Below are 24,914 nucleotides of genomic sequence, written 5' to 3'. Positions count from 1 at the left end.
TGAAAATGTTGGCTGATGCCGTCGAGCCATCCCTGGCTCAGACATTCGCGGCGCTCAAGTTTGACCCCGTTCAGGGTCTTGACCGCGACAGTGTCTGGCGCTGGCGGCAAAGCGGACAGACGGGCATGATGATCGAATTCCTGACACCATCTTTTGATGCCGAAGAAGGCATTCGCGATCTTCCCGCCCTGGGCGTCAAGGCGCGGGCCCTGCATCATTTAAACTACCTGATCTCGGACCCGATCCACGCCGTTGCACTCTATCGGGATGGAATCCTTGTGCAGATCCCCAGGCCTGAGAAATTCGCAATCCATAAGCTGATCGTCGCGGATCGCCGCCGCGACGGGCCCGGGTCCTTCAAGGCCGACAAGAATCGCCAGCAGGCCGCATTCATTATTGAGACCATGACTGAGGATCGCCCGTCCGACCTCTGGGACGCTTACACCGACGCAATGGCGCGCGGCCCCAGGTGGCGCGAGAGGATTGAGCGCACGCTGGAGCGTATGCCGGGCGCACGTGAGATGCTGATGGGGTGCGAAGATGGGTAAGTTGCTCGTCGACGATAAGCATTAAATGGGGTTTGCACACCCGGCATCCCAGACGCAGACATGTGGTTAAAGGGCAGGTCCAGTCCTGTAGCGAGTACGTTGGAGGAAAGCTGAAACAGATGAAAAAATCGACAGTTTACGATTGTCGTGGTGTTTTGCCCCTGCCTGAGAACATCCTCTTCTTACCCTCCATGAATGCATTTACGCTTGATCGCATTGATTGCGGTGATTACACTTCGATCAGGAGGAGATCATGGCAAGCATTACCATCCGGAACCTTGACGATGACGTGAAGCGCCGCCTTCGCATCCGTGCGGCCGAGCATGGCCGCTCGATGGAAGAGGAGGCGCGCGAGATCTTGCGCCATGTCGTCGGCGAAGCGAAGCCATCCCACGATCTTGCCGCGGCGATCCGTGCGCGGGTCGCGCCTCTGGGCGGCGTTGATCTCGACCTTCCGCAGCGTGAAGCCATGCGTGAGCCGCCCGCGTTTGATCGGGCCTGACGCATGATCATCCTCGACACGAATGTCATCTCCGAGCTGTTGCGCCCGGCCCCGGAGCCCAAGGTCGAACACTGGCTGTCCGCTCAGGACGGGCTCAACGTCTACCTGACCTCGATATCGGAGGCGGAGTTGCGCTACGGCCTCGCGACCATGGGACAGGCCGCGCGCCACGCCGCGCTGGTTGACGCGGTGGACCGCATCCTGCGAGAGGACTTCGCCGGACGCATTCTGCCCTTTGACAGCGACGCGGCTCAGTCCTACGCCACCATCGCCGCTGCACGCCGCGCCGCCGGGCGACCGATCACCCAGGCCGATTGCCAGATTGCTGCGATTGCCCGCGCCCGCGGCGCCACGGTCGCCACGCGCAACACGCCTGACCTCAAAGGCTGCGGGATCGACCTGGTCAACCCCTGGACAGCCGCATGAACGCCGTTGAAATCGAACAAGCCGTTTCCGAACTCGCCGAGCAGCCCTTTGATGCGGCCGAGTTCCCCTATGCCTTCCTCATAGCCTTCGGGAACAAAGACACCACCATCAAGCGGCTGCGCACCGGCGCGTCGAATAAATCCGACTTCGGCGGCATTCTCCAAACCAACAACATCCACCTGAAAACCTGCGCGCCGGGCGACATCGCGGCGACTCTGAGCGCCCTTCGCGACAGCCCCGCCACCACCCGCGCCAAGGCCAAGTTCATCCTTGCCACCGATGGCATCGACCTTGAGGCCGAAGACCTCACCTCGGGCGAAACCATCGCCTGCCGCTACACCGATTTCCCCGACCATTTCGGCTTCTTCCTGCCGCTCGCGGGCATTTCCACCGTCAAGCAGATCCGCGAAAGCGCCTTTGACATTCGCGCGACCAGCCGCCTCAACCGGCTTTATGTCGAGCTGATCAAGGACAACCCCGACTGGGGCAGCGCGGAAAAACGCCACGACATGAACCACTTCATGGCGCGGCTGATCTTCTGCTTCTTCGCCGAAGACACCGACATTTTCGTCAGCGATAACCTCTTCACCGCCACCATCGACCAGATGGCCAACCGCGACGGGTCGAACACCCATCAGGTCATCGGCGAGATTTTCCGCGCGATGAACACCCCCATCGCCAAGCGCGCCGAGGCCAAGCTGCCCCGTTGGGTCGACACCTTTCCCTACGTCAACGGCGGGCTTTTCTCGGGCAGCACCGAGGCCCCCCGCTTTTCCAAGATCGCGCAGCGCTACCTGTCGCATATCGGCAGCCTCGACTGGACGCAGATCAACCCCGACATCTTCGGCTCGATGATCCAGGCCGTCGCGGATGAAGAGGAACGCTCGGTCCTCGGCATGCACTACACCTCGGTGCCGAACATCCTGAAGGTGCTGAACCCGCTCTTCCTCGATGATCTGCGGGCAGAGCTGGAGGCGGCGGGCGACAACGCGCGCAAGCTGGCCAATCTGCGCGCGCGCATGGCCAAGATCCGCGTCTTCGATCCCGCCTGCGGGTCGGGCAACTTCCTTGTCATCGCCTACAAGGAAATGCGCAGCATCGAGTATGAGATCAACAAACGGCGGGGCGAGCCGCAGCGCCGCACCGACATTCCTCTGACAAACTATCGCGGGATCGAGCTGCGGGATTTCTCGGCCGAGATTGCGCGGCTGGCGCTGATCATCGCGGAATACCAGTGCGACGTGACCTATCGCGGTCAGAAAGAGGCGCTGGCCGAGTTTCTGCCGCTGGATGCGCAGAACTGGATCACCTGCGGCAACGCCCTGCGGCTGGATTGGCTGTCGATCCTGAAACCCACGGGCAAGGTGGTGAAGTTCCAGGCCGATGACCTGTTCATGTCACCGCTGGATCAGGCGCAGATCGACTTCGCGAATGAGGGGGGCGAGACCTATATCTGCGGCAACCCGCCTTATCTGGGGTCAACGTGGCAAAGCATCGAACAGAAAGAGGATTTGCAGCGCATTTTCGAGGGTCGCACGAAAAGCTGGAAGTCGCTCGACTATGTCGCGGGCTGGTTCATGAAGGCTGCCGATTACGGGCTGCATACGCCGACCGTGTCGGCCTTTGTGTCCACAAACTCGATCTGTCAGGGGCAGCAGGTGCCTATCCTTTGGCCGCTGATCTTCAAGACGGGGCACGAGATCGCCTTTGCCCATACCAGTTTCAAATGGGCGAACCTTGCCAGCCATAATGCGGGCGTCACTGTGGCGATTGTGGCGATTTCCAATCATGCGGGGCCGGTGCGCAAGCTGTTCACGTTGGCAGATGATGGCGGGTCCGTCGTGAAAGAAGTGGACAATATCAACGCCTATCTGGTTGCAACGCCGAATGTTGTCATCAACAAAGCCAGCAAGCCGCTGAACGGCGGGGCAGAGATGAGCTTTGGCAATAAGCCGGTGGATGGTGGGCATCTACTTTTAAGTGCAGATGAGGTGCGCGCGCTTGGTTTGACGCCTGACCAGCACGACAGATTTATTCGTCGGATTTATGGTTCCGCAGAGTTCATTCGCGGGTTAGAGCGGTATTGCCTGTGGATCACGGATGACGATTTGCCAGACGCCTTGGCGATTGACACGATCCGCCAGCGTGTTGAGGGCGTGCGCGAAATGCGCCTGAATAGCCGCGACAAAAGCGCGAACGAGATGGCAAGCCGCGCGCACCAAATGCGCGAGATGAATATAGGAAAGCAACAGGCCATCGCCATGCCCTGCGTTTCCTCTGAAAATCGTAGATATCTTCCGGTGGGGCTGCTGGATAACAGGGCAACAGTCACGAACCTGTGTTTCGCCCTCTACGACGCCCCGCTCTGGAACATGGCGCTGATCGCCTCGCGTCTGCATCTGGTCTGGATCGCAACGGTCTGCGGCAAGATGAAAACCGATTTCCGCTATTCCAACACCATGGGCTGGAACACCTTCCCCGTCCCCAAACTGACCGAGAAGAACCGCGCCGATCTGATCGCGGCGGCGGAAAACATCCTTCTGGCCCGCGAGGCGCATTTCCCCGCCACCATCGCCGATCTCTACGACCCCGAAAAAATGCCCGAAAACCTGCGCGCCGCGCATGACCTGGGCGACGAGGTGCTGGAACGCATCTACATCGGCCGCCGCTTTCGCAACGACACCGAGCGGCTGGAAAAGCTGTTCGAGATGTATACGCGGATGACGACCAAAGGGGCCGCATGACCTTTGCCCGCACGCCCCATGTGTGTTACACATGCGCATGATCCGCCCACAGGAGGCCACGATGACCAAACGCGCCACCAACCTGACCATCGACCCCGCCCTTCTGGACGAGGCGCGCGCGCTGAACATCAACCTTTCCGCCACGTTCGAGGCCAGCCTGCGCGACGCCGTGCGCGCCCGCAAGGCGGCCCAATGGCTGGAAGAAAACCGCGCCGCGATCCAAAGCTCGAACGACTGGGTGGAAAAAAACGGGCTGCCGCTTGAGAAATACCGGCAGTTCTGATGGCGCAATATGATCTGTTTGCGACCCCTGCGGGCGATGGCTATCTTCTGGATGTGCAAAACGATCTGCTGGACGGGCTGAATGTGCGCGCGGTGGTGCCGCTCTTGCCACAGGGGCGGGCCCCGATCGCCGCCAGCCGCCTGAACCCGGTGTTCGATATCGACGGCGCGCCACATCTGATGATGACGCAATACATCGCCGCCGTTCCGGTTGGCATTTTGAAAGCCCGGGTGGGGGATTTGTCTGAACGGTTCGACGCGGTCACATCCGCGCTCGACATGCTGTTTCACGGGTTTTGAACATGGCTCAGGTTCCCTCCGTCTCCGTCAAATACGCCGCCAATGGTAGCTCGACCAAGTCGAACGAGCTGGGCATGCCGGCGATGCAGGAACGCGCCTATAAGAAACGCAGGTCGGGCGTGATGGGTCAGAAAGTGAACACACCATGACGCTTGACCCTGTGATGAGCGCGGAACGCACCCGCAGGCTGGTGGACGATCTGCGCGCCAAACCAGCGGAAACCACCTGGATCGAGTTCAAGGAAAACAATGCCGACGGACCGTTGATCGGCAAGCTGATCTCGGCCTTGTCCAATGCCGCACGGCTGGCCGATCAACACTTTGCCTATGTGGTCTGGGGGGTGCGAGACGGTGATCATGCGGCTGTCGGCACGGTTTTTGAGCCGACAGTGAAGAAGGAGAAGGGGCAGCCGCTCGAACTGTGGATTGCGAACCACCTGTCGCCAAGCATTGGCTGGTCGCTGACCGCAATCCACATCTGTTTCAGATTTTGAACGTCGTGATGTCGCGCACCCCGCGAACGAGCGCGCGATCAGATGAGGGGGGCGATCTCTATGTCGCGTGAGTTTCGGGGGTTAATTGCCAGCAGCGCTGTTCGGGATGCACTTGGGGACAAGGTTTTGAAAGCCGAGCGTCTTGGGCGGCACCTACCTTACATTGCTGCGGTGCGAGACAATGTCATCCTGACGCGGCAGGGTGATCTGATGGCGTCGGTCACGCTTGGCGGGATCGACAGCTTCACCAGCGATGACGCCCGGATCGATGAGATCAGTGAAGGCTTTGCCCGGATCGTCAGTCAGTTGGGCGAGCGTTTCGGTTTCCACATCAACAAGGTATCACGCCCGGATGTCGCGGACCTTGCTGCGCCTGACGGTATGCCTTTTGCAAATGCGGTAGACGCGGCGTGGCAGAGAAGCCTGCGCGCACGTGACCTGAAAGCCCGCACCTTGATGCTGACAGTATTGATGCGTCCGTCGATGCCGCAGGCATTCTCGAAGGTTCTGGGCGCCCTTGGAGGCGGCCGCGATTTCCAGAAAGACATCGATACGCGAATTGTTGCCCTGGAAGAGGCCATGACGCTGCTCATGGCGATGTATTCCGACGCAGGTGCAGCGCGCCTGACAGTCTCGAGCGGGGACTGGCTTGCAGTGTTGGCCGCGGTTCACGGACAGAGCTACGGCAAAATCATCGCGGCCCCCGGGCAACTGTTGGCTGACACGATGAGCAATTTCGACGTCAGCTTTCAAGGCAAAACCATGCGGCTGGAAAGCGGCGACAGCGCACGATACGGCGCGATTTTCGGGATAAAATCCTATCCCAGTCGCACCTGGCCAACCATGCTTGACGCGTTGGAACTGCCCTATGACATCACGATCACCAACTCTTTCACGCCGCGGCGCGCCAATGAGATGGTTGAGCGCATTCAACGCACCTTTCGCCAGCGGGGTGCCTCCGAGGATGCTGGTGTCAGCCTGACAGAGCAATTGATCGAAGCCGCCGACGCCGTGGCATCCGGCCGGTCGACCTTTGGGACACATCACGCCTCCGTGCAGGTTTTCTGTGACAGCGCCGAGGAACTGGAACAGGCAGCTTCCGAGATCTGGCGGGCGGGGCAAGAGACCGGTGCCGTTCTGGTCCGGGAATCCTGGGCCGCAAAGGCACTCTATTTCGCGCAAGCGCCCGGAAACTGGGCCTACCGGATCCGTGACGGGATCGTTTCGTCGCACAATTTCGCGGAACTGGCGGCCTTTCACAAGACACGGCCAGGGCGCGGACCTGAGGCCAGCCCATGGGGCAAGACGATCACGGCCTTCCCGACCGTGACCTCCAGCCTCTACCGGTTCAACTTTCACGAAGCGGGGCGCCGGACCGATGAGCCAAGCGTCGGGCACACGCTTGTTCTGGGACGCACCGGGTCCGGCAAGACACTCGGCACGGCTTTTCTCATGGCACAGGCCCGAAGAGTGGGTGCGCGGGTCATCGTTTTCGACAAGGATCAGGGGTTGGAGATGGCGATCCGCGCTTTGGGTGGCAGCTACAGCGAAATCAAGGTGGGCAAACCCACCGGCTTTAACCCGATGACCACGGAGACCGATGCGCGGGGGGCCGCCTGGCTGACAGATTGGCTCGGCGACATTCTGGCCCGTCACCGTCCATTTGAGACGGTCCAGACCGCAGCACTGAACGAGGCGGTTCGTCAGATTGCCGCTGCGGAGCCGGGCCTTAGAACCTTTGACGGTTTGGCAAGCCTCGTGGCATCTACCGATGATGACGGCGACCTGGTGTCCCGCGTGCGGGAATGGACAGAAGCCGGCCGGTACGGTTGGCTTTTCTCAAGGCCCAGTGCCCAGTCGATTGCCATTGGCGAGGATGTCCTTGGTCTCGACATGACCGAACTTCTGGACCAGGACGCAGAACGCTCCGCCCTGCTCGCCTATCTCTTCCGCCGTATCGAGCGCGTGATCGAGGATCGTAGACCAACGATCATTGTGATCGACGAGGCGTGGAAGATGTTGGCTGACGATATCTTCGTCAAGCGCCTCCATGACTGGCTGGTTACCATGCGCAAGCGCAACTGCGTGGTGATGATGTTGACCCAGACACCGGGCCATCTGGACCAAAGTTCGGTCGGCCAGATCATCGCAGAAAGTGTGGCAACCCAGATCCTGTTTCCCAATCCACGGGCAAATCCGGAGGATTACAGCATCCTGCGCCTGAATGCGCGCGAGGCGGATTTTCTTTCCAGCCCGACAGCCGGGTTGCGGCTGGCATTGATCCGTTCTGGCGCCGACAGCGTGTTCGTCAATACCGATCTCGCAGGCTTGGGCGGTCTGGTTACTGTTCTTGGTGGCGGCAAGACCGGCGAGGAAAAGGCGCCTGCCAATTGGCGCAAGAAAGAAGAATTCTGGAAGGACATGATGTGAAAGCACGATTTTTTCTGTTGGTCGCCATGACGGTCCTGAGCGCTTGCGAAGGTGCATCAACAGGCGTGCGATCGCCCTGTTTTGAACGGCCCGCGATGGCGTTCTCGGCCCCTGCTCCCGACCTTGTTTCACGGAATGCGCATTGTGATTTCCAGAGCTTCTAGAATGGCGATTCCGTTGGCCTTGGGTCTTGGCTCGCTTGCCTCCGCGCAGGGCGTGCCAGTGGTCGATGGCTCCAACCTTGCCCGCGCTGTGTCTCGCGTGGAAGAGCTCGCACGCGACGCCTTGCGGCAGGGCCAGAAGCGCGACGCCCGCCAGGAACAAGCGGATATCTATCAAGAGCAGCTTGAAGCCTATGAGCGTTTCCTGGCGGAGACCACCGGTGTCACCGACCTGAGTGGGTTCGAGGCTGGTGGGCCTGGCTGGGCGAGCGCTGCAGAGACTTACCCAGCCCAAGAAGATCATCCTGACGCCGATCGCCTCTTCGGTGAGCCAAGCGACGTGGAGCGCATGATCATCACGGTGGCGCGGCGCTATGAGGGTCATCCCGGTGTTGCGGCCGCCGGTCTGACGCCACTGACATGGCGTATCTTGTTTCAGTCACTGATCAAGCAGGAAAGTCGTTTCAACAATGCAACCGTCTCCCACGTGGGTGCGCGCGGTTTTTGCCAGCTGATGCCGGGCACAGCATCGGATCTCGGTGTGAACCCGTATGATCCTTGGGAAAACCTGGACGGTGGCGCACGCTACATTCTCACGCAACTGAACCGCTTCGGTCGGATCGATCACGCTCTGGCGGCCTATAATGCAGGTCCTGGCCGTGTTCTCGAGTATGGTGGTGTGCCTCCTTTCGAGGAAACCCAGACCTACGTCCGGCGCATCAACGGCTATTACAACGACTATCTTGGCACCATCACCGGCGTCGACATGACGGGGTCACTGGCGGGCTTCGATGGTGCCTCGGCCGCCTGGGGCAACTGGGCGGATGCCTCGGTCGGCTATGGCACCTACATGGGCACCCAGATCGATCAGGCGATGACGAGGATCGCGGCGCTTTTGCGTGAAGATCCGCCCGGTAACGCAAAAGAGGCGCTGGACCGCTCCACCTATATGCTTGCTGAACGGGCGCGGCTCATGGCGCTGACGCTGCGTCTGCGCGCGGCCCACGTGAAAGTCGAAGCGGCACAAGGTTTGACCGAGGCCGCCGATCACCTGGAGCAATCCACTTTCTGGAGGTATTCCGATGAGGGCTGACACCCGCATTGCCGCAATTATTGTCGCGGGCACTCTCATGGCGGCACACCCGCCCCCTGCCTTCGCTCAGGGTGTGCCTGTGATCGATGGATCGAACCTCGCGCAGAATATCGAGCAGCTGCAGGCCGCGCTGCGCGATGCGGAAAACCAGCTCCAGCAAATCGAGGAATTGCGTACCCAGATCGAACGCCTCACTGATATTCAGGGCCTTCTTGATGACGTCCTGGGTTCAATTACCGGCCTGAATGAAATCGCAGCCCTCTACAACGATGTGGAGGACCTGCGTGCCCGCGCCCAGAAGATCACCGATCTATCGGGTTTCATGGACAGTCTGTCGCTCGGGGATTTTGACAGCCTGCTGGACGATCTGCTCGATGGCGACGTCACCATGGGTGAGCGCCGCGCCGCAGATGCCATGCGCGAGACCATGGCCAGTGCGGGGTTCAACTCGGAAAAGCTCACCGAGCTGAACGACGCCGGGAACCCGCAAGGCGCTGCCATAGCCGATCTGGCGGCTGCCAATGCCATGGTTATCGGGCAAGCCCAAATTTCCTACGAGGAAGCCGCCCAGAGCATCGAGCGTATCGATGGGCTGGTGGAAGCGATTGGCGATCAGGAAACGCTCAAGGAATCGATCGATCTCAACACGCGTATGGCCGCGGAGACGAATTACATGCTGGGCCAGATGTGGCGCCTGAATGCCGCCCAAGGCTTGGCGCAAGGTCAAAATGGCATCGATTTCGCGGCCGAGCAGGCCCGCACACGCTCCTTTTTTGATTTTTCCGGCGCTGAGGACTGACCCTTGAATACATCACTCAAAGCAGTTGCAGTTTTCATCGCCCTAGCAGGCAGTGCCTGGGCGGAAGACTTGCAAGACCTGCCCGACGATACGTTGCTCGGGGAGGTCGTCACTGCCACCGAAAATGGGGAGGAAGAACGCCTCCTCGATCTGATGCGCGAGGTACAGGCAAGAGGGCTCTTGATGTTCCCGAAGCCGCAAACCTGCACATTCAGCTATCCGGACACTGATTTTTTCGGCAACGAGATTTTCCGTGGAGCGGTTCGATGGGGCTTTGGCACTGACCTGAGAGAGCTAGCAATGTCGCAGGGCTTCTGCGGCTGCATCTATGATCTCGGGTCGCTCGATGCGTTCACAACTGAACGGGTCGACAAGCCTGCGCATGCGCTCACAGCGGCGGATTTCAATACCATGCGCCGGTATCGAAATGCTGAGTGGAATACCATTGATCAACGGTATGCAACCTTTCGCAAAGAAAGCTGTGGCTCGTAATGGCGATCATCGCGGACGTATTGACTATGGTCGACGCGACTGTGGCAGGTGTCGCAGCTGATACCTATGACAACACCGTTGCAGCTGTGCGCCCCGTGGTGCGAGCAGCGTCCGTATTAGTAACGATCCTCGTTGGTGCCAATTTGCTGATCCAAAGCGTTGAACTTACGCGTGCAACGATCGTCGCCCTTGGTCTGCGTTTGGCGTTGGTGAACGTGTTCCTGACCTTCGCGAACCTCTCTGTCCCCTATGACGCTTTGACAAACGCCCCGGCGGAGCTCGGCGCTGGGATACTGAACTCACTGTCAGGCGGCACAGTTGGGAACCTTTATGATGGAATCGACGATCTCTACTCCCAAGCCCTGAATGTCGGACAGGCGATCAGCCAGAATGGAGGCTGGCTGGCCGGTGCCATGACCAGCGTGGTCATGTTTCTTGTGGCCGCCGCCATGGCGACGATCACCATCATCGTTCTGTCGGCTGCCAAGATCATGTTGGCGGTATTGATCGCCATCGCACCAGTGGCCGTGGCCTGCACATTGTTCAAACAATCCGCGCCGCTGTTCGAGGCCTGGGTCAAACTCGCCATCGGTTTTTCCTTTGTGCCGCTTTTCGTGGCTGCCATGGCAGGATTTACCATTGCCACTGGCAACGCCGTCGCGCCGGGGAGCCTCGACAGCGTCGAAACACTCGGGGACGCGATTTCGTTCGTCGTGGTGATGATGATCGGCGCCGGCCTGATGTTGCTCGTGCCAACTTTCGCGCAAGGGCTTGCCGCCACGAACATCGGCCTCGCCTCGATCGGTGCAAATGCCGCGCGGATGCCGGGGAACGCGTGGCGCAATACCGGTGCCACGATCCGGGGCGGCGATGACATGCGACGGGGCTTCAACGCAGGAGTTCAGGGACAGGGCGTCTCCGACCGATCATCCAGCGCGGCCCGTGCCGGGAGCTATGCGGGCGGTGCGGTCAAGCTCGCCGGAAAGATGAAGAAGGGATAGTCATGAGTGGTTTCGATATCGATTTGGTGATGGGTCCGCGCCGGGCAGCGCGCGCCGCATGGATCGTTGCGGGCTGTTCCTGCGCCGTATCCGTGCTGTTGGCTCTGACCATTACGGTTATGTTGCCCCTGCGCGAAACCGAAGTGTTTACGGTCCTCGTCGACAGCACGTCGGGTGCAGCAGAACGCATCTACCAGGTTCAGCCGACCGGTATCACCGATGAGGAAGCGATCAAGGAATCCCTGCTTGTCAGCTATATCAGCGACCGCGAAAGCTATTTTAGAAACGGCATTCAAGAACGGCTCGAAAGTGTCCAGCGGCGCTCCAGCGGGCCAGCGCGCGCCTCGCTGATAGAACTCTGGACCACGGGGTCCGAGAATTATCCACCACGCAGCTATGGCGCGAATGCGCAGGTCGATGTCCGCGTGCGGGCGATCACCTTCCTGCAAGACGAAGTGGCCCAGATCCGGTTCGACAAACGCCTCACCCGACCCAACCAGACCCCCGTCACGCAAACATTCATCGCCACCGTAGGGTTTGAATTTGCCCCCCGCCGCGAACGCTCCCTGACACGCGTTTGGGAAAATCCCCTTGGCTTCTCGGTGACCGCTTACCGGGTCGATGCCGAAACACTGACACGAGAATAATTCATGAAATCCTTTCTTCTTGCCATCGCAACGGTCTGGGGATTGCTCGCAACGCCCGCATGGGCCGAGCGTGCACCGGTCACCATGGGTCAGGACGCCCGCGTTCGCCACGTGACCTTCAACCCTACGGATGTGATCCGGATCGACACCCACCTTCGGGTAAACACGTCAATCGAACTCGGTCCCGGCGAACGGATCAATCAAGTCCTGATCGGTGACTCCGCGTCCTATGAAGTGGAGGTTCTGTCAAACCGCAATACGATCTCGATCAAGCCTGTCGAGGCACGGGCTGCGACAAACCTGACGATCTTTACCAACCGCCGCGCTGTCGCCTTCTATCTGACAGAGGGACGCTCGCGGACACAGTCTTTCCGGGTCGTCGTAAACTTTCCCGACGAGCGACCCGCCGGGCGCCAGCTTGCGGCTGGAGGCCGAGATACCGGCTATCAGTTCGCGGGCAGCGGTGCGATCCGCCCGGTGCGGGTCTGGAATGATGGGCGCTCGACCTTCTTTGAATTCCGGCCCGGCGTGCGGCCCTCGATCTTCGGCTTGAACGCCCAAGGCTACGAGATCACCCAGAACAGCCAGACCCAAGGTGCGGTCGTGAGGGTCACCGGCGTGCGGGACGCCTACACGATCCGTATGGGCGACGATCATATCTGCATTATCCGCGAGACAGGTGGATTCACGACCGAGGCTGCTGCCGTGGCCGCCCTGCGTGGACGGGAGTTCTGATCATGAGCGACGGGAAAGCCGGGGAAAAGGAATACAGTTTCGCGCCCAGGCGGCGTGCATCTCTCGGGCTGAGACTTGGTCTGGGTGCGCTCCTATTGGCGGGAACGGCCATAATTGCCTACCCGCTTGTGCAAGGCAGCGGCATCACTTCTGCCGTTGAAACATCGAAAGCCGACGACTTTCAGGATCAGGTCGACGGCGACGGGTTTGGCCGCATGACAGCCGACGCTGAACCGACCGGACAAAGATCGGAGCCGAGGTTCGATCCCGGACCAATCGAGGATGAACTCGCGGCGCAGCGCCAAGCCCTCGAGGAACAGAACGCCAAGCTTGCGAGCGACGTGGTCGCCCTACAAGCCCAGTTGTCAAGACTGGCCGAGGCCCCTGCCCCCGACAATTCCGCCGAGCTGGCCGAAGCGCTGCGCTCGGTCCAGGAACAGAACACGGCGCTCATCGCCCAGATGCAAAGCGAGATGGACACCCGGTTGGCAGAAGCCGATCTTGAAGCGCAAAAACGTCTCGCTGATGAGGTTGCCGCACGCGCGCGTGTTGCCGATGGCCGGATGGAGCAGTTGATGGAGCAAATGCTCGGACTGCAGCGCCAGAACGACGCCCTGCAACAGCAGATCGATGACGGTATGAGTGACGCTCTACGCGCGCAAACCGAGCGGGATCAGCTCGCTGCCGAGGAAGCCGCGCGACGGGCTGAACTGGACCGTCGGCGTGCCGAGGCGGCGGCGCTGCGCAACACACAAATCCGGTCCGAAGGGGTGATCTTTGATGCGGGCGGCCAGACGGGCAGTCCGGCATCTGACCCTGAGAGGGGACCTGCGGTCGGAGATGCAGCGGCGCGCGCCTTCGTGTTGGACGGTGCCCTGCCCGTTCAAGTCGCGACAGCGGAGGTTATCGCCAATCCTTCCAATACGGTGCTGCAGGGCACGCTCATTCAAGCGTCACTGGAAACCGCCATCGAATCCACATTGCCCGGACAGATTACCGCCATCGTTAACTACCCGGTCTGGAGTTTCGATCAGTCCCGCGTTCTCATTCCCGAAGGCTCCCGCCTCTTCGGGACCTATAATTCGAATGTCTCTTTGGGCCAGGCCCGCATTCTGGTTGGCTGGTCACGCATCGTCACACCCGAGGGGCAATCGGTTCAGCTCGCCGCATTTGGCGCGGACGATCAGGGCCGCTCGGGCGTGACGGGCTCCGTGAACTCCCGCTTTGGGCTGCGCTTTGGCACAGCCGCATTGCTCTCGATCATCGGCGCAGGACCGGCAATCGCCGCATCCGAGGCCAGCTCCGAGACCGGATCAGAAATTGCCGAGGATGTCGCGGGCAGTTTTACGCAAACCACCGATGCGGTGATCGGCGAATATGCCACCCTGCCTCCGGTTATCTCGGTCCAGCCAGGTGCTGCGATCAGTGTGATCGTCGACCGTGATCTCGAGTTCTATTGAGTGCGTTTCAGGTTCGACAAAATAATCATGTGCCGAAACACGCGTTCGACCGAAGGGAGAGGCCGCGTGTCTCAAAACAACACAAACCTGAAACGCACAGGCGGCCAGCCATGAACCCGTCGGCAGAAAAAACCAGTTTTCTTTCGACCTATCTAAAACCTCTGGCTGCACCGCTCTCCGATCCCTGCGTGGTCGAAATAGCGGTCAATCCCGATGGAAAGGTCTGGGTGGAAACCCGGGGGGCTGAGCATATGGTCGGCCTCGAAGGTGTGTTTTTCTCCCCTTCCCAAGCTCGGGACCTTGCAACATCCATTGCCAGCGCCACCCACGGACAGATCAGCGAGAAAAAGCCGCTCGTCTCCGGCAAGATCGAGATGAACGGCAAGCCGATCCGGGCACAGGTCGTCTATCCACCGGTCGTGGATGGCGGGCCGTCGATCACCTTGCGCCGCTACAGTGAAGACCAACTCACCTTGGGCGACATCGGTCTGTTGCACGGTGCACTGGTGGACCTGGACGCCGAACGACAGGAAAAAGCCGAACGGGTGATCGCGCTGACCCAAGCGGGGGATATTCGAGCCGCCATGAAACTCTGCATCGATGAGCGGTTGAACATCATGATCAGCGGCGGGACGTCCACGGGCAAAACGACTTTTGCCCGGGCACTTCTCGCGCTGGTGACCGAGGCGGAACGTATCGTGACCATCGAGGACGCATTCGAGCTCTTTCCTCCACAGCCCAATCGCGCGATGCTCAAGGCTGACCGTATCCCCTCAAGTGAACGCACCGCGGCCAAATTGCTGGAGACCTCTTTGCGCATGCGTCCTGACCGGATCATTCTTGGCGAATTGCGCGGCGATGAGTGCAAGACCTTCCTCGACGCGATCAACACCGGCCATTCCGGCTCTTTCACCACAATTCACGCAGATACGGCGCAAAAGGCGCTCGACCGCCTTGCCCTCATGGTCATGTCTGTGGGCATCAATATGAGTTTTGAGGAGGTAAGGCGCTATGCCGCCTCCAGCATCGATGTCGTGGTGCAGCTTGGGCGCAAGGACGGACGGCGCGGGGTCGAACAGGTGTGGGTGCCTGGTATCGAAAAATCAGAAGTGACCAGCTGAAGGATGTTTGGAAGCGTGCGCATTGAGTACTTTCGGACGGTAATCTCTCCCGTCTTGCTACAACATAAGCGCGTTTGCACTTGATCGCATTGATTGCGATGATTACACTCCTCTCAGGAGGATATCATGGCAAGCATTACCATCCGGAACCTTGACGATGACGTGAAGCGCCGCCTTCGCATCCGCGCGGCCGAACATGGCCGTTCAATGGAAGAGGAGGCACGAGAAATCTTGCGCCATGTCGTCGGCGAAGCGAAGCCCTCCCACGATCTTGCCGCGGCCATCCGCGCACGGGTCGCACCTCTGGGTGGCGTCGATCTCGACCTTCCGCAGCGTGAGGCCATGCGTGAACCGCCCGCATTTGATCGGGCCTGAAGCATGATCATCCTCGACACGAATGTCATCTCCGAGCTTTTGCGCCCGGCCCCGGAGCCCAAGGTCGAACACTGGTTGTCGGCCCAGGACGGGCTCAACGTCTACCTGACCTCGATATCGGAGGCGGAGCTGCGCTATGGCCTCGCGATCATGGGGAACGGCAAGCGCCGCGCCGCGCTGGTTGACGCCGTGGACCGTATCCTGCGGGAAGACCTTGCCGGTCGCATTCTGCCCTTCGACAGCGACGCCGCGCAGGCCTACGCCACCATCGCCGCCGCACGTCGCGCCGCCGGGCGGCCAATTGCCCAGGCCGATTGCCAGATCGCCTCCATTGCCCACGCCTGCGGCGCCACCGTCGCCACGCGCAATACGCCTGACTTCGAGGGCTGCGAGATCGACCTGATCAACCCCTGGACAGCCGCATGAACGCCGTTGAAATCGAACAAGCCGTTTCCGAACTCGCCGAGCAGCCCTTTGACGCGGCCGAATTCCCTTATGCCTTCCTCTTGGCCTTCGGCAACAAGGACACGACGATCAAGCGGCTGCGCACCGGCGCGTCGAACAAGTCCGACTTTGATGGCCCTTGGGGCGGCGTCCTGCAAACCAACAACATCCACCTTGCCACCTGCGCGCCGGGCAACATCGCGGCGACCCTGACCGCCCTTCGCGACAGCCCCGCGACCACCCGCGCCAAGGCGAAGTTCATCCTCGCCACCGATGGTATCGACCTCGAGGCCGAGGATATCACCACCGGCGAAACCATCGCCTGCCGCTACACCGATTTCCCCGACCATTTCGGCTTCTTCCTGCCGCTCGCCGGTATCTCCACCGTCAAGCAAATCCGCGAAAGCGCCTTTGACATCCGCGCGACCAGCCGCCTCAACCGGCTCTATGTCGAGCTGATCAAGGACAATCCCGACTGGGGCAGCGCTGACAAACGCCACGACATGAACCACTTCATGGCGCGGCTGATCTTCTGTTTCTTCGCCGAAGACACCGACATCTTCGTCAGCGACAACCTGTTCACCGCCACCATCGACCAGATGGCCAACCGCGACGGGTCCAACACGCACGAAGTCATCGGCGAGATTTTCCGCGCGATGAACACCGCCATACCCAAACGCGCCGAGGCCAAGCTGCCCCGTTGGGCTGACGCCTTTCCTTACGTGAACGGCGGTCTCTTCTCGGGCAGCACCGATGTGCCGCGCTTTTCCAAGATCGCGCAGCGTTACCTGTCCCATATCGGCAGCCTCGACTGGACGCAGATCAACCCCGACATATTCGGGTCCATGATCCAGGCCGTCGCGGATGAGGAGGAGCGCTCGGTCCTCGGCATGCACTACACCTCCGTGCCGAACATCCTGAAGGTGCTGAACCCGCTCTTGCTCGATGACCTGCGCGCAGAGCTGGAGTCGGCGGGCGACAACGCGCGCAAGCTGGCCAATCTGCGCGCGCGCATGGCCAAGATCCGCGTCTTCGATCCCGCCTGCGGGTCGGGCAACTTCCTTGTCATCGCCTACAAGGAAATGCGCAGCCTTGAGTATGAGATCAACAAGCGCCGGGGCGAGCCGCTGCGCCGCACCGACATTCCCCTGACCAACTATCGCGGGATCGAGCTGCGCGACTTCTCGGCCGAGATCGCGCGGCTGGCGCTGATCATCGCGGAATACCAATGCGACGTGCGCTATCGCGGCCAGAAAGAGGCGCTGGCCGAGTTCCTGCCGCTGGACGCGCAGAACTGGATCACCTGCGGCAACGCGCTGCGGCTGGACTGGCTGTCGGTCTGCCCGCCCACGGGGACGGGGGTGAAGTTTCAGGCCGATGACCTGTTCATGTCGCCGCTGGATCAGGCGCAGATCGACTTCGCGAACGAGGGGGGCGAGACCTATATCTGCGGGAACCCGCCTTATCTGGGGAGCCAGTGGCAAAGCACAGAGCAGAAAGAGGATTTGCAGCGCATTTTCGACGGGCGCACGAAAAGCTGGAAATCGCTCGACTATGTCGCAGGCTGGTTCATGAAGGCCGCCGATTACGGGCTGCACACGCCCACCGTCTCGGCCTTCGTGTCCACCAACTCGGTCTGTCAGGGGCGACAGGTCGCAACCCTATGGCCACTAATTTTCGAGACAGAACACGAGATCGCCTTTGCCCATACCAGTTTCAAATGGGCGAACCTTGCCAGCCATAATGCAGGTGTGACCGTTGTGATCGTTGGCATTGCAAATCGCCCGGGTCCGGTGCGGAAGCTGTTTAACTTGGCCGATGATGGTGGCGCAGTGGTCAAGGATGCTGATAACATCAACGCTTATTTGGTGGCGGCGGCAAACATCACCGTGAGCGCAGCCCCAAAACCGCTAGGCGGTCAAAATGCTATGAGTTTTGGCAACATGCCGAACGAAGGCGGCCACCTTCTGTTGAACGCATCACAGGCAGAAGAAGTGATTGAGCGCTACGGTGTGCCGCGCAAATTCATTCGTCCGTTTGTCGGATCGCAGGAGTTTATTCGAGGTAACGAACGACGTTGCGTATGGGTAACAGATGAAGATCTCGACGAGGCTAATTGTGTAGAGTGGCTGAAAGAACGTTTTGCCGCAGTGAAGCAACAGCGCAAGAAATCGGATCGAGCAACAACCAAGGCGCTGGCAGCGACGCCCCATCGCTTTGGGGAAGTGCGGCAAACAGGTTCGGAAACAGTGATTATTGTCCCGAGCGTGTCATCTGAGAGCCGCCCATATCTTCCTTGCGGTTATTCAGCTCCCGGTAGCATTGTATCAAATCTCGCTTTCGCCCTCTACGACGCGCCGCTTTGGAATATGGCCCTGATCGCCTCGCGCTTGCATCTGGTCTGGATCGCGACGGTCTGCGGGAAAATGAAAACCGATTTCCGCTATTCCAACACCCTTGGCTGGAACACCTTCCCCGTCCCCAAACTGACCGAAAAGAACCGCGCCGACCTGACAGCGGCGGCGGAAGGCATCCTTCTGGCCCGCGAGGCGCATTTCCCCGCCACCATCGCCGATCTCTACAACCCCGAGAAAATGCCCGCCAACCTCCGCGCCGCGCATGACCACAACGACGAGGTGCTGGAACGCATCTACATCGGCCGCCGCTTCCGAAACGACACCGAGCGGCTGGAAAAACTGTTCGAGATGTATACGCGGATGACGACCAAGGTGAGCGCCTGACCTTTGCCATAGCCCGGATGTGTGCTATGAATGCGCATGATCGGCCCACAGGAGGCACCCATGACCAAACGCGCCACAAACCTGACCATCGACCCCGCCCTGCTGGACGAGGCGCGCAGCCTGAACATCAACCTGTCCGCCACGTTCGAGGCCAGCCTGCGCGAGGCCGTGCGTGCGCGCAAGGCCGCCGCTTGGCTGGAAGAAAACCGTGCCGCGATCCAAAGCTCGAATGACTGGGTGGAAAAGCACGGGCTGCCGCTTGAACGCTACCGGCAGTTCTGATGGCGCAATATGACGTGTTCCCGAACCCTACGGGCGATGGCTATATGCTGGATGTGCAGAACGACCTGCTGGAAGGGCTGAACGTGCGCACGGTGGTGCCGCTCTTGCCGCAAGGCAATGCCCCCATCGCCGCCAGCCGTCTGAACCCGGTGTTCGAGATCGAGGGGGCAACGCATCTGATGATGACGCAATACATCGCCGCTGTCCCGGCCAGCATTTTGAAAGCCCCGGTCGGGGATTTGTCCGAAAACTTCGACGCGGTCACATCCGCGCTCGACATGTTGTTTCACGGGTTTTGATCATGGCTCAGGTTCCTTCCATCTCTGTCAAATACGCCGCCAATGGCAGCTCGACCAGGTCGAACGAGCTAGGCATGCGCGCGATGCAGGAACGCGCCTATGACAAACTCTGCCCGGGCGTGGTGGCTCAGAAAGTGAACACGCGATGACCCTTGACCCTGTCATGAGCGCCGAACGCACCCGCAGGCTGGTGGATGATCTGCGCGCCAAACCAGCGGAAACCACCTGGATCGAGTTCAAGGAAAACAATGCTGACGGGCCGTTGATCGGCAAGCTGATCTCGGCCTTGTCCAATGCCGCACGGCTGGCCGATCAGCACTTTGCCTATGTGGTCTGGGGGGTGAGAGACGGTGATCATGCGGTTGTCGGCACGAGTTTCGAGCCGACCGTGAAGAAGGAGAAGGGGCAGCCGCTCGAATTGTGGATTGCGAACCACCTGTCGCCAAGCATCGAGTTTCGGTTCGAAGAAGTCGATCACGATGGGGGGCGCCTGATCCTGCTAACTATCCCCGCCGCCGCAACCGCCCCGGTAGAATTTGACCGCACAGCCTATTTGCGCATCGGCAGCGCCACGCCGCGCCTGTCCGACCATCCAGAACGCCTGCGCGCCCTCTGGGCCAAGTTGCAACCCTACGCTTGGGAGACAGGGGTCGCAGCGCAGTTCCTAACCGGCGACGACGTTCTTGAGCGGCTGAATTACGCCAACTACTTCGATCTTACGGGCCAGCCCTTGCCGGATAACAGGCAGGGGATCTTCGACAGGCTATTGGCAGATCGCCTGATCCAGAAAGATGTAAGCGACCGTTGGAACATCACCAATCTGGGTGCAATCCTGTATGCCAAGAAACTTGCCGATTTCGGCCCCTCTGTAGAGCGCAAAGGCGTCCGTTTCGTGGCCTATGCTGGCACCGGACGTGCAGATGACGTGAGTCACCGCCAGGATGGCCAGCGCGGCTATGCAGCGGGTTTTCAGGGTTTGGTGGACTATATCGACGGTCTTCTGCCCCGCAACGAACTGATTGGTAAAGCGTTCCGCGAGGAGCGACCGCTTTACCCGTCGATCGCGATCCGCGAATTGATCGCCAACGCATTGATCCACCAAGACATGACAATCACCGGTGCAGGACCACTCATCGAGTTGTTCAATGATCGAATGGAAATCACTAATCCGGGCGCCCCCTTGGTTAGCCCCGACCGGTTTTTGGACTCGCCGCCGCGTTCCCGAAATGAAGCCCTTGCGTCGTTGATGCGGCGGATGAAACTTTGCGAAGAACAAGGCACCGGCATCGACAAGGTGATCTCGGCGGTTGAGCTACACCAGTTGCCGCCACCGGATTTCCGCATGGAGGGTGACGCAGTGCGCGTAGTTCTGTTTGCACCACGCCGCTTTGCGGACATGACACCGGAAGAAGCCGTGCGAGCGTGTTACCAACATGCTGCGCTCAAATACGTGGGCGGACAGAAGATGACGAACGCGACACTTCGGGAGCGGCTTGGCATCGACGACCAGAACGCTGCGCAGGCGTCGCGGGTTATTCGCGCAACGCTGGATACTGGTCTGATCCGTCCTGCGGATGCTGAACGCCCTCGGGCCGGATATGTCCCCTCATGGGCGTGACAGGGACAACATTTGATCGGGTTTTGATTGTGCGTATGTAGGCTAGAGGGCGTAAATTGGAAAATACATATAAATCATACTGTTACGATAGGCAGGGTGCGGTATCGCTACTTGATCGGGTTTTGATTGCCTGCCCCAAAGCGAATGATTCCGCGCCCCTCAGAAGGAAAACATCATGACACAGCAGGTTCCTTCCGTCTCTGTCAATTACGCGGCCAATGGAAGCTCGACCAAATCGAACGAGCTTGGCATGCGCGAAATGCAAGAGGGTGNGACAAGGTTTCCGCCGCGCTGAAAGACTCCACGCAGAAGAACAACCGCGATCATGTCGACATCATCATCGCCCTGGGTATGGCGAAAGAAGGGTTCGATTGGATCTGGTGCGAACACGCCCTGACGGTGGGTTATCGCGCCAGCCTGACGGAGATCGTGCAGATCATCGGCCGCGCCACCCGCGATGCCGAGGGCAAGACCCGAGCGCGGTTCACCAACCTTATCGCGGAGCCCGACGCCGCGGCCGAAGCCGTGACCGAGGCAGTCAACGATACACTGAAGGCGATCGCTGCAAGCCTGCTGATGGAGCAGGTGCTGGCCCCACGTTTCAACTTCACACCCAAGACCGTGAAAAGTGGCCCTGTCGAAGGGTTCGATTACGGCGAGGGCGGCTATGACCCCAACAAAGAGAACGTTGGCTTCAGCGAGGCCAGCGGGCAGTTCCAGATCGAAATCAAAGGCCTGGTCGAACCCAAGAGCAAGGAAGCCAAGCGCATCTGCCAAGAGGACCTCAATGAGGTGATCACAGCTTTCGTTCAGGACAAGACTACGATCGAACGGGGTCTCTTCGACGAAGAGCTGGTGCCGGAGGAACTGACGCAGGTCCGCATGGGCAAGATTGTCGGTGCCAGGTTCCCAGAGCTAGATGCAGAGGATCAGGAAGCGGTGCGCCAACACGCAGTTGCTGCGCTGAACCTGACCCAAAAGGCGAAAGAGATCGCGCTGTCGAACCGCGATGACACAGAAACAACCGGCAATACCGCCTTGATCGACGGGGTGCGCAAATTCGCAATGGACGTGCGCGAACTCGACATCGATCTGATTGATCGCATCAACCCGTTCGGCGAAGCCTACTCGATTCTGGCAAAGACGATGAGCGAGGAAAGCCTTCGGCAGGTCCAGGCCGTCATCTCGGCGAAAAAGGTGCAACTGTCACCGGACGAGGCGCGAGATCTGGCGAAACGCGCCGTCAAGTTCAAGCAGGAGCGGGGCCGTCTGCCTTCCATCACATCGCCTGATCCGTGGGAGAAGAAAATGGCCGAAGGCGTCGCCTATCTCGCGCGCATGAAGCAGGAGGCTGCCAATGGCTAAGGGTTTCACGGACGAAGACGACGCCCTCCTTGCTGAGCTTGGCGTCGAGGTCGAGGTCAAGAAGCAGCTCAGCCGCACACCACGCGAAGAACGCATCATCGCAGGTTTTGAGGAAATCTTGCGATTTGCAGATGAGCATGGCCGGCCTCCCCAGCACGGGGAGGATCGTGATATCTTTGAACGCCTCTACGCCGTGCGTCTTGATCGGATCCGCGACTTGCAGGAATGCCGCGGCCTCCTTGCCCCACTCGACGAGCAGGGTCTCCTAGCAAACACCCCTGCGCCCTCAGCATCGGACTCCGATGACCTCGATGACGATGCCCTCCTCGCCGAACTGGGCGTGGAAGTTGCTAAATCACCCCTCACGGAATTGAAGCATGTCCGGTCAACAGCCGAGAAAAAGGCCGCCGATGAAGTCGCAAGGGATGACGGCAAGGTCGGCGCTGTCGGCAAGTTTCTGGCGAGCGACGACAAGATTCTGGTCTGCACCCACGCGACCTTTCGGTTCGCCGTGGACAAGTTCGGGATTGAAGCGTTTGATGATCGGCTGATCGCGGTCGACGAGTTTCACCACGTCTCAGCCAACCCGGATAACAAGCTGGGCGCGCATTTGGGCGCGCTGGTCGCCCGCGACAAGGTGCATCTGGTGGCGATGACCGGATCGTATTTTCGGGGCGATGCCGAGGCGGTTCTGTCACCCGAAGACGAGGCGAGGTTCGACACCGTCACCTACACCTATTACGAGCAGCTGAACGGCTACAAATACCTAAAGACGCTCGACATCGGGTATTTCTTCTATTCCGGGTCCTATGCGGATGACATCCTCAAGGTGCTGGACCCGACCGAGAAGACCATCCTGCACATCCCGAACGTGAACTCGCGCGAGAGCACCAAGGACAAGCATCGCGAGGTCGAGCACATCATCGATGCCTTGGGCGATTGGCAGGGCACGGACGCCGCCACCGGCTTTCAGCTGGTCAAGACGCCCGAGGGGCGTGTGCTGCGCATCGCCGATCTGGTGGATGACGAACCGGCCAAGCGGGACAAGGTTTCCGCTGCGCTGAAAGACCCTGCGCAGAAGAACAACCGCGACCATGTCGATATCATCATCGCCCTCGGGATGGCGAAAGAGGGGTTCGACTGGATCTGGTGTGAGCATGCCCTGACAGTCGGCTATCGCGCCAGCCTGACGGAGATCGTTCAGATTATCGGCCGCGCCACCCGCGATGCCGAGGGAAAGACAAGGGCGCGGTTTACTAACCTGATCGCGGAGCCGGACGCGGCAGCTGAGGCAGTGACCGAGGCCGTGAACGATACGCTGAAGGCGATCGCCGCAAGCCTGCTGATGGAGCAGGTGCTGGCCCCACGTTTCAACTTCACACCCAAGACCGTGAAAAGTGGCCCTGTCGAAGGGTTCGATTACGGTGAGGGCGGCTACGATCCCGCCAAGGAGAACGTGGGTTTCAACGAAGCCAGCGGTCAGTTCCAGATCGAAATCAAGGGGCTTGTTGAGCCGAAGAGCAAGGAAGCCAAGCGCATCTGCCAAGAAGACCTGAATGAGGTGATCACCGCCTTCGTCCAGGACAAGACCACGATCGAACGGGGCCTCTTCGACGAAGAGCTGGTGCCGGAGGAACTGACGCAGGTCCGCATGGGCAAGATCGTCGGTGCGAGGTTCCCAGAGCTAGATGCAGAGGATCAGGAAGCGGTGCGCCAACATGCAGTTGCTGCACTGAACCTCACCCAGAAGGCGAAAGAGATCGCGCTGTCGAACCGCGATGATACAGAAACAACCGGCAATACCGCCTTGATCGACGGCGTGCGCAAATTCGCAATGGACGTGCGCGAACTCGACATCGACCTGATTGATCGCATCAACCCGTTCGGCGAAGCCTACTCGATTCTGGCAAAGACTATGAGCGAGGAAAGCCTTCGGCAGGTCCAGGCCGTCATCTCGGCGAAAAAAGTGCAGCTGTCACCGGATGAGGCGCGCGATCTTGCGAAGCGAGCCGTTAAGTTCAAGCAAGAGCGAGGCCGCCTGCCGTCGATTACTTCACCGGACCCGTGGGAAAAGAAAATGGCCGAAGGTGTGGCTTATCTCGCGCGCATGAAGCAGGAGGCTGCCAATGGCTAAGAGTTTCACCGACGAAGATGATGCCCTCCTTGCTGAGCTTGGCGTCGAGGTCGAGGTCAAGAAGCAGCTCAGCCGCACACCACGCGAAGAGCGCATCATCGCAGGTTTTGAGGAAATCTTGCGATTTGCAGATGAGCATGGACTGCCTCCCCAGCACGGGGAGGATCGTGATATCTTTGAACGCCTCTACGCCGTGCGTCTTGATCGGATCCGCGACTTGCAGGAATGCCGCGACCTCCTTGCCCCACTCGACGAGCAGGATCTCCTAGCAAACACCCCTGCGCCCTCAGCATCAGACTCCGATGACCTCGATGACGATGCCCTCCTCGCCGAACTGGGCGTGGAAGTTGCTAAATCACCCCTCACGGAATTGAAGCATGTCCGGTCAACAGCCGAGAAAAAGGCCGCCGATGAAGTCGCAA

General features: G+C 60.0%; 26 protein-coding genes and 1 pseudogene. All 27 read left to right on the top strand.

Annotated elements, in window-relative coordinates; genetic code table 11:
* Positions 1-5 precede the first annotated feature (5 nt).
* Positions 6-548, top strand: a complete 543-nt coding sequence (locus GC127_RS00360) for a GSU2403 family nucleotidyltransferase fold protein (RefSeq protein WP_254699933.1) — start codon at positions 6-8, stop codon at positions 546-548.
* 253 nt (positions 549-801) lie between these two features.
* Positions 802-1,050, top strand: a complete 249-nt coding sequence (locus GC127_RS00355) for a plasmid stabilization protein (RefSeq protein ID WP_009819916.1) — start codon at positions 802-804, stop codon at positions 1,048-1,050.
* Between the two features lie 3 nt (positions 1,051-1,053).
* A complete protein-coding gene (locus tag GC127_RS00350) occupies positions 1,054-1,476 on the top strand; it encodes a type II toxin-antitoxin system VapC family toxin (RefSeq protein WP_151975962.1) in 423 nt (140 codons plus the stop codon).
* A complete protein-coding gene (locus GC127_RS00345) occupies positions 1,473-4,220 on the top strand; it encodes a DNA methyltransferase (RefSeq protein ID WP_151975963.1) in 2,748 nt (915 codons plus the stop codon). The genes GC127_RS00350 and GC127_RS00345 overlap by 4 nt, the downstream gene beginning before the upstream one ends.
* 61 nt (positions 4,221-4,281) lie before the next feature.
* On the top strand, positions 4,282-4,503 hold the full coding sequence (locus GC127_RS00340) for a type II toxin-antitoxin system CcdA family antitoxin (protein ID WP_254699935.1): 222 nt from the start codon (positions 4,282-4,284) through the stop codon (positions 4,501-4,503).
* A complete protein-coding gene (locus tag GC127_RS00335) occupies positions 4,503-4,802 on the top strand; it encodes a CcdB family protein (RefSeq protein ID WP_151975964.1) in 300 nt (99 codons plus the stop codon). The genes GC127_RS00340 and GC127_RS00335 overlap by 1 nt, the downstream gene beginning before the upstream one ends.
* 2 nt (positions 4,803-4,804) lie before the next feature.
* Positions 4,805-4,951, top strand: a complete 147-nt coding sequence (locus tag GC127_RS22620) for a hypothetical protein (RefSeq protein ID WP_199861142.1) — start codon at positions 4,805-4,807, stop codon at positions 4,949-4,951.
* Positions 4,948-5,295 carry an ATP-binding protein gene (locus tag GC127_RS00330; protein WP_254700811.1) on the top strand — a complete coding sequence of 116 codons (348 nt, stop codon included), beginning with the start codon at positions 4,948-4,950 and terminating at the stop codon, positions 5,293-5,295. The genes GC127_RS22620 and GC127_RS00330 overlap by 4 nt, the downstream gene beginning before the upstream one ends.
* A 60-nt stretch (positions 5,296-5,355) precedes the next feature.
* The gene (locus tag GC127_RS00325) at positions 5,356-7,725 is read left to right on the top strand and encodes a type IV secretion system DNA-binding domain-containing protein (RefSeq protein WP_199861143.1); all 2,370 of its coding nucleotides are present in this window, start codon (positions 5,356-5,358) and stop codon (positions 7,723-7,725) included.
* Positions 7,726-7,890: 165 nt separating this feature from the next.
* Entirely contained in the window at positions 7,891-8,979 is a 1,089-nt protein-coding gene (locus tag GC127_RS00320) for a lytic transglycosylase domain-containing protein (protein ID WP_199861144.1), read from the top strand.
* The gene (locus GC127_RS00315) at positions 8,969-9,778 is read left to right on the top strand and encodes a type IV secretion system protein (RefSeq protein WP_151975967.1); all 810 of its coding nucleotides are present in this window, start codon (positions 8,969-8,971) and stop codon (positions 9,776-9,778) included. The genes GC127_RS00320 and GC127_RS00315 overlap by 11 nt, the downstream gene beginning before the upstream one ends.
* 3 nt (positions 9,779-9,781) lie before the next feature.
* Complete coding sequence (locus tag GC127_RS00310) at positions 9,782-10,270, top strand: hypothetical protein (RefSeq protein WP_151975968.1); 489 nt, start codon at positions 9,782-9,784, stop codon at positions 10,268-10,270.
* A complete protein-coding gene (locus tag GC127_RS00305) occupies positions 10,270-11,271 on the top strand; it encodes a type IV secretion system protein (RefSeq protein WP_151975969.1) in 1,002 nt (333 codons plus the stop codon). The genes GC127_RS00310 and GC127_RS00305 overlap by 1 nt, the downstream gene beginning before the upstream one ends.
* A gap of 2 nt (positions 11,272-11,273) precedes the next feature.
* Positions 11,274-11,918: a virB8 family protein gene (locus tag GC127_RS00300; protein WP_009819920.1), complete on the top strand. Its 645-nt coding sequence runs from the start codon at positions 11,274-11,276 to the stop codon at positions 11,916-11,918.
* A gap of 3 nt (positions 11,919-11,921) precedes the next feature.
* Entirely contained in the window at positions 11,922-12,653 is a 732-nt protein-coding gene (locus GC127_RS00295; RefSeq protein ID WP_009819919.1) for a TrbG/VirB9 family P-type conjugative transfer protein, read from the top strand.
* Between the two features lie 2 nt (positions 12,654-12,655).
* Positions 12,656-14,113, top strand: a complete 1,458-nt coding sequence (locus GC127_RS00290) for a TrbI/VirB10 family protein (RefSeq protein ID WP_151975970.1) — start codon at positions 12,656-12,658, stop codon at positions 14,111-14,113.
* Positions 14,110-15,234: a P-type DNA transfer ATPase VirB11 gene (virB11, locus tag GC127_RS00285; protein ID WP_254699938.1), complete on the top strand. Its 1,125-nt coding sequence runs from the start codon at positions 14,110-14,112 to the stop codon at positions 15,232-15,234. Before GC127_RS00290 ends, virB11 begins: the two co-directional genes overlap by 4 nt.
* A gap of 126 nt (positions 15,235-15,360) precedes the next feature.
* On the top strand, positions 15,361-15,609 hold the full coding sequence (locus GC127_RS00280) for a plasmid stabilization protein (protein ID WP_009819916.1): 249 nt from the start codon (positions 15,361-15,363) through the stop codon (positions 15,607-15,609).
* 3 nt (positions 15,610-15,612) lie between these two features.
* Positions 15,613-16,035, top strand: a complete 423-nt coding sequence (locus GC127_RS00275) for a type II toxin-antitoxin system VapC family toxin (protein WP_009819915.1) — start codon at positions 15,613-15,615, stop codon at positions 16,033-16,035.
* Positions 16,032-18,794: a DNA methyltransferase gene (locus GC127_RS00270; RefSeq protein WP_009819914.1), complete on the top strand. Its 2,763-nt coding sequence runs from the start codon at positions 16,032-16,034 to the stop codon at positions 18,792-18,794. Before GC127_RS00275 ends, GC127_RS00270 begins: the two co-directional genes overlap by 4 nt.
* Positions 18,795-18,854: 60 nt before the next feature.
* Entirely contained in the window at positions 18,855-19,076 is a 222-nt protein-coding gene (locus GC127_RS00265; RefSeq protein ID WP_198134945.1) for a type II toxin-antitoxin system CcdA family antitoxin, read from the top strand.
* Complete coding sequence (locus GC127_RS00260; RefSeq protein WP_009819911.1) at positions 19,076-19,375, top strand: CcdB family protein; 300 nt, start codon at positions 19,076-19,078, stop codon at positions 19,373-19,375. The genes GC127_RS00265 and GC127_RS00260 overlap by 1 nt, the downstream gene beginning before the upstream one ends.
* Before the next feature lie 2 nt (positions 19,376-19,377).
* On the top strand, positions 19,378-19,524 hold the full coding sequence (locus GC127_RS22615; RefSeq protein ID WP_009819910.1) for a hypothetical protein: 147 nt from the start codon (positions 19,378-19,380) through the stop codon (positions 19,522-19,524).
* Complete coding sequence (locus GC127_RS00255) at positions 19,521-20,993, top strand: ATP-binding protein (protein WP_009819909.1); 1,473 nt, start codon at positions 19,521-19,523, stop codon at positions 20,991-20,993. Before GC127_RS22615 ends, GC127_RS00255 begins: the two co-directional genes overlap by 4 nt.
* 273 nt (positions 20,994-21,266) lie before the next feature.
* A partial coding sequence (locus tag GC127_RS00250; RefSeq protein WP_302848644.1) for a pseudomurein-binding repeat-containing protein occupies positions 21,267-22,358 on the top strand: 1,092 nt, incomplete at its 5' end.
* Positions 22,351-24,492, top strand: a complete 2,142-nt coding sequence (locus tag GC127_RS00245) for a pseudomurein-binding repeat-containing protein (protein WP_254700810.1) — start codon at positions 22,351-22,353, stop codon at positions 24,490-24,492. The genes GC127_RS00250 and GC127_RS00245, both read left to right, overlap by 8 nt.
* Positions 24,485-24,914 (top strand): annotated as a pseudogene (locus GC127_RS00240) (GIY-YIG nuclease family protein); the annotation flags it as partial. The gene GC127_RS00245 and the pseudogene GC127_RS00240, both read left to right, overlap by 8 nt.

Origin of the sequence: Roseovarius sp. EC-HK134 (genome assembly GCF_902498815.1) — a bacterium.
GTDB classification, from domain to species: Bacteria; Pseudomonadota; Alphaproteobacteria; order Rhodobacterales; family Rhodobacteraceae; genus Roseovarius; species Roseovarius mucosus_A.
The sequence above is the reverse complement of the archived record's forward strand: the minus strand, read 5'-3'. Positions and strand labels throughout refer to the sequence as shown.

Excerpts from the sequence above, each read along its gene's own strand:
- GC127_RS00345 (WP_151975963.1), top strand. The coding sequence starts at position 1,473 with ATGAACGCCGTTGAAATCGAACAAGCCGTTTCCGAACTCGCCGAGCAG.
- GC127_RS00280 (WP_009819916.1), top strand. The coding sequence starts at position 15,361 with ATGGCAAGCATTACCATCCGGAACCTTGACGATGACGTGAAGCGCCGC.
- GC127_RS00315 (WP_151975967.1), top strand. The coding sequence starts at position 8,969 with ATGAGGGCTGACACCCGCATTGCCGCAATTATTGTCGCGGGCACTCTC.
- GC127_RS00350 (WP_151975962.1), top strand. The coding sequence starts at position 1,054 with ATGATCATCCTCGACACGAATGTCATCTCCGAGCTGTTGCGCCCGGCC.
- GC127_RS00300 (WP_009819920.1), top strand. The coding sequence starts at position 11,274 with ATGAGTGGTTTCGATATCGATTTGGTGATGGGTCCGCGCCGGGCAGCG.
- GC127_RS00335 (WP_151975964.1), top strand. The coding sequence starts at position 4,503 with ATGGCGCAATATGATCTGTTTGCGACCCCTGCGGGCGATGGCTATCTT.
- GC127_RS00245 (WP_254700810.1), top strand. The coding sequence starts at position 22,351 with ATGGCTAAGGGTTTCACGGACGAAGACGACGCCCTCCTTGCTGAGCTT.
- GC127_RS00360 (WP_254699933.1), top strand. The coding sequence starts at position 6 with ATGTTGGCTGATGCCGTCGAGCCATCCCTGGCTCAGACATTCGCGGCG.
- GC127_RS00355 (WP_009819916.1), top strand. The coding sequence starts at position 802 with ATGGCAAGCATTACCATCCGGAACCTTGACGATGACGTGAAGCGCCGC.
- GC127_RS00330 (WP_254700811.1), top strand. The coding sequence starts at position 4,948 with ATGACGCTTGACCCTGTGATGAGCGCGGAACGCACCCGCAGGCTGGTG.
- GC127_RS00320 (WP_199861144.1), top strand. The coding sequence starts at position 7,891 with ATGGCGATTCCGTTGGCCTTGGGTCTTGGCTCGCTTGCCTCCGCGCAG.
- GC127_RS00325 (WP_199861143.1), top strand. The coding sequence starts at position 5,356 with ATGTCGCGTGAGTTTCGGGGGTTAATTGCCAGCAGCGCTGTTCGGGAT.
- GC127_RS00265 (WP_198134945.1), top strand. The coding sequence starts at position 18,855 with ATGACCAAACGCGCCACAAACCTGACCATCGACCCCGCCCTGCTGGAC.
- GC127_RS00290 (WP_151975970.1), top strand. The coding sequence starts at position 12,656 with ATGAGCGACGGGAAAGCCGGGGAAAAGGAATACAGTTTCGCGCCCAGG.
- GC127_RS00295 (WP_009819919.1), top strand. The coding sequence starts at position 11,922 with ATGAAATCCTTTCTTCTTGCCATCGCAACGGTCTGGGGATTGCTCGCA.
- GC127_RS22620 (WP_199861142.1), top strand. The coding sequence starts at position 4,805 with ATGGCTCAGGTTCCCTCCGTCTCCGTCAAATACGCCGCCAATGGTAGC.
- GC127_RS00270 (WP_009819914.1), top strand. The coding sequence starts at position 16,032 with ATGAACGCCGTTGAAATCGAACAAGCCGTTTCCGAACTCGCCGAGCAG.
- GC127_RS00275 (WP_009819915.1), top strand. The coding sequence starts at position 15,613 with ATGATCATCCTCGACACGAATGTCATCTCCGAGCTTTTGCGCCCGGCC.
- GC127_RS00255 (WP_009819909.1), top strand. The coding sequence starts at position 19,521 with ATGACCCTTGACCCTGTCATGAGCGCCGAACGCACCCGCAGGCTGGTG.
- GC127_RS00340 (WP_254699935.1), top strand. The coding sequence starts at position 4,282 with ATGACCAAACGCGCCACCAACCTGACCATCGACCCCGCCCTTCTGGAC.
- GC127_RS00305 (WP_151975969.1), top strand. The coding sequence starts at position 10,270 with ATGGCGATCATCGCGGACGTATTGACTATGGTCGACGCGACTGTGGCA.
- GC127_RS00260 (WP_009819911.1), top strand. The coding sequence starts at position 19,076 with ATGGCGCAATATGACGTGTTCCCGAACCCTACGGGCGATGGCTATATG.
- GC127_RS22615 (WP_009819910.1), top strand. The coding sequence starts at position 19,378 with ATGGCTCAGGTTCCTTCCATCTCTGTCAAATACGCCGCCAATGGCAGC.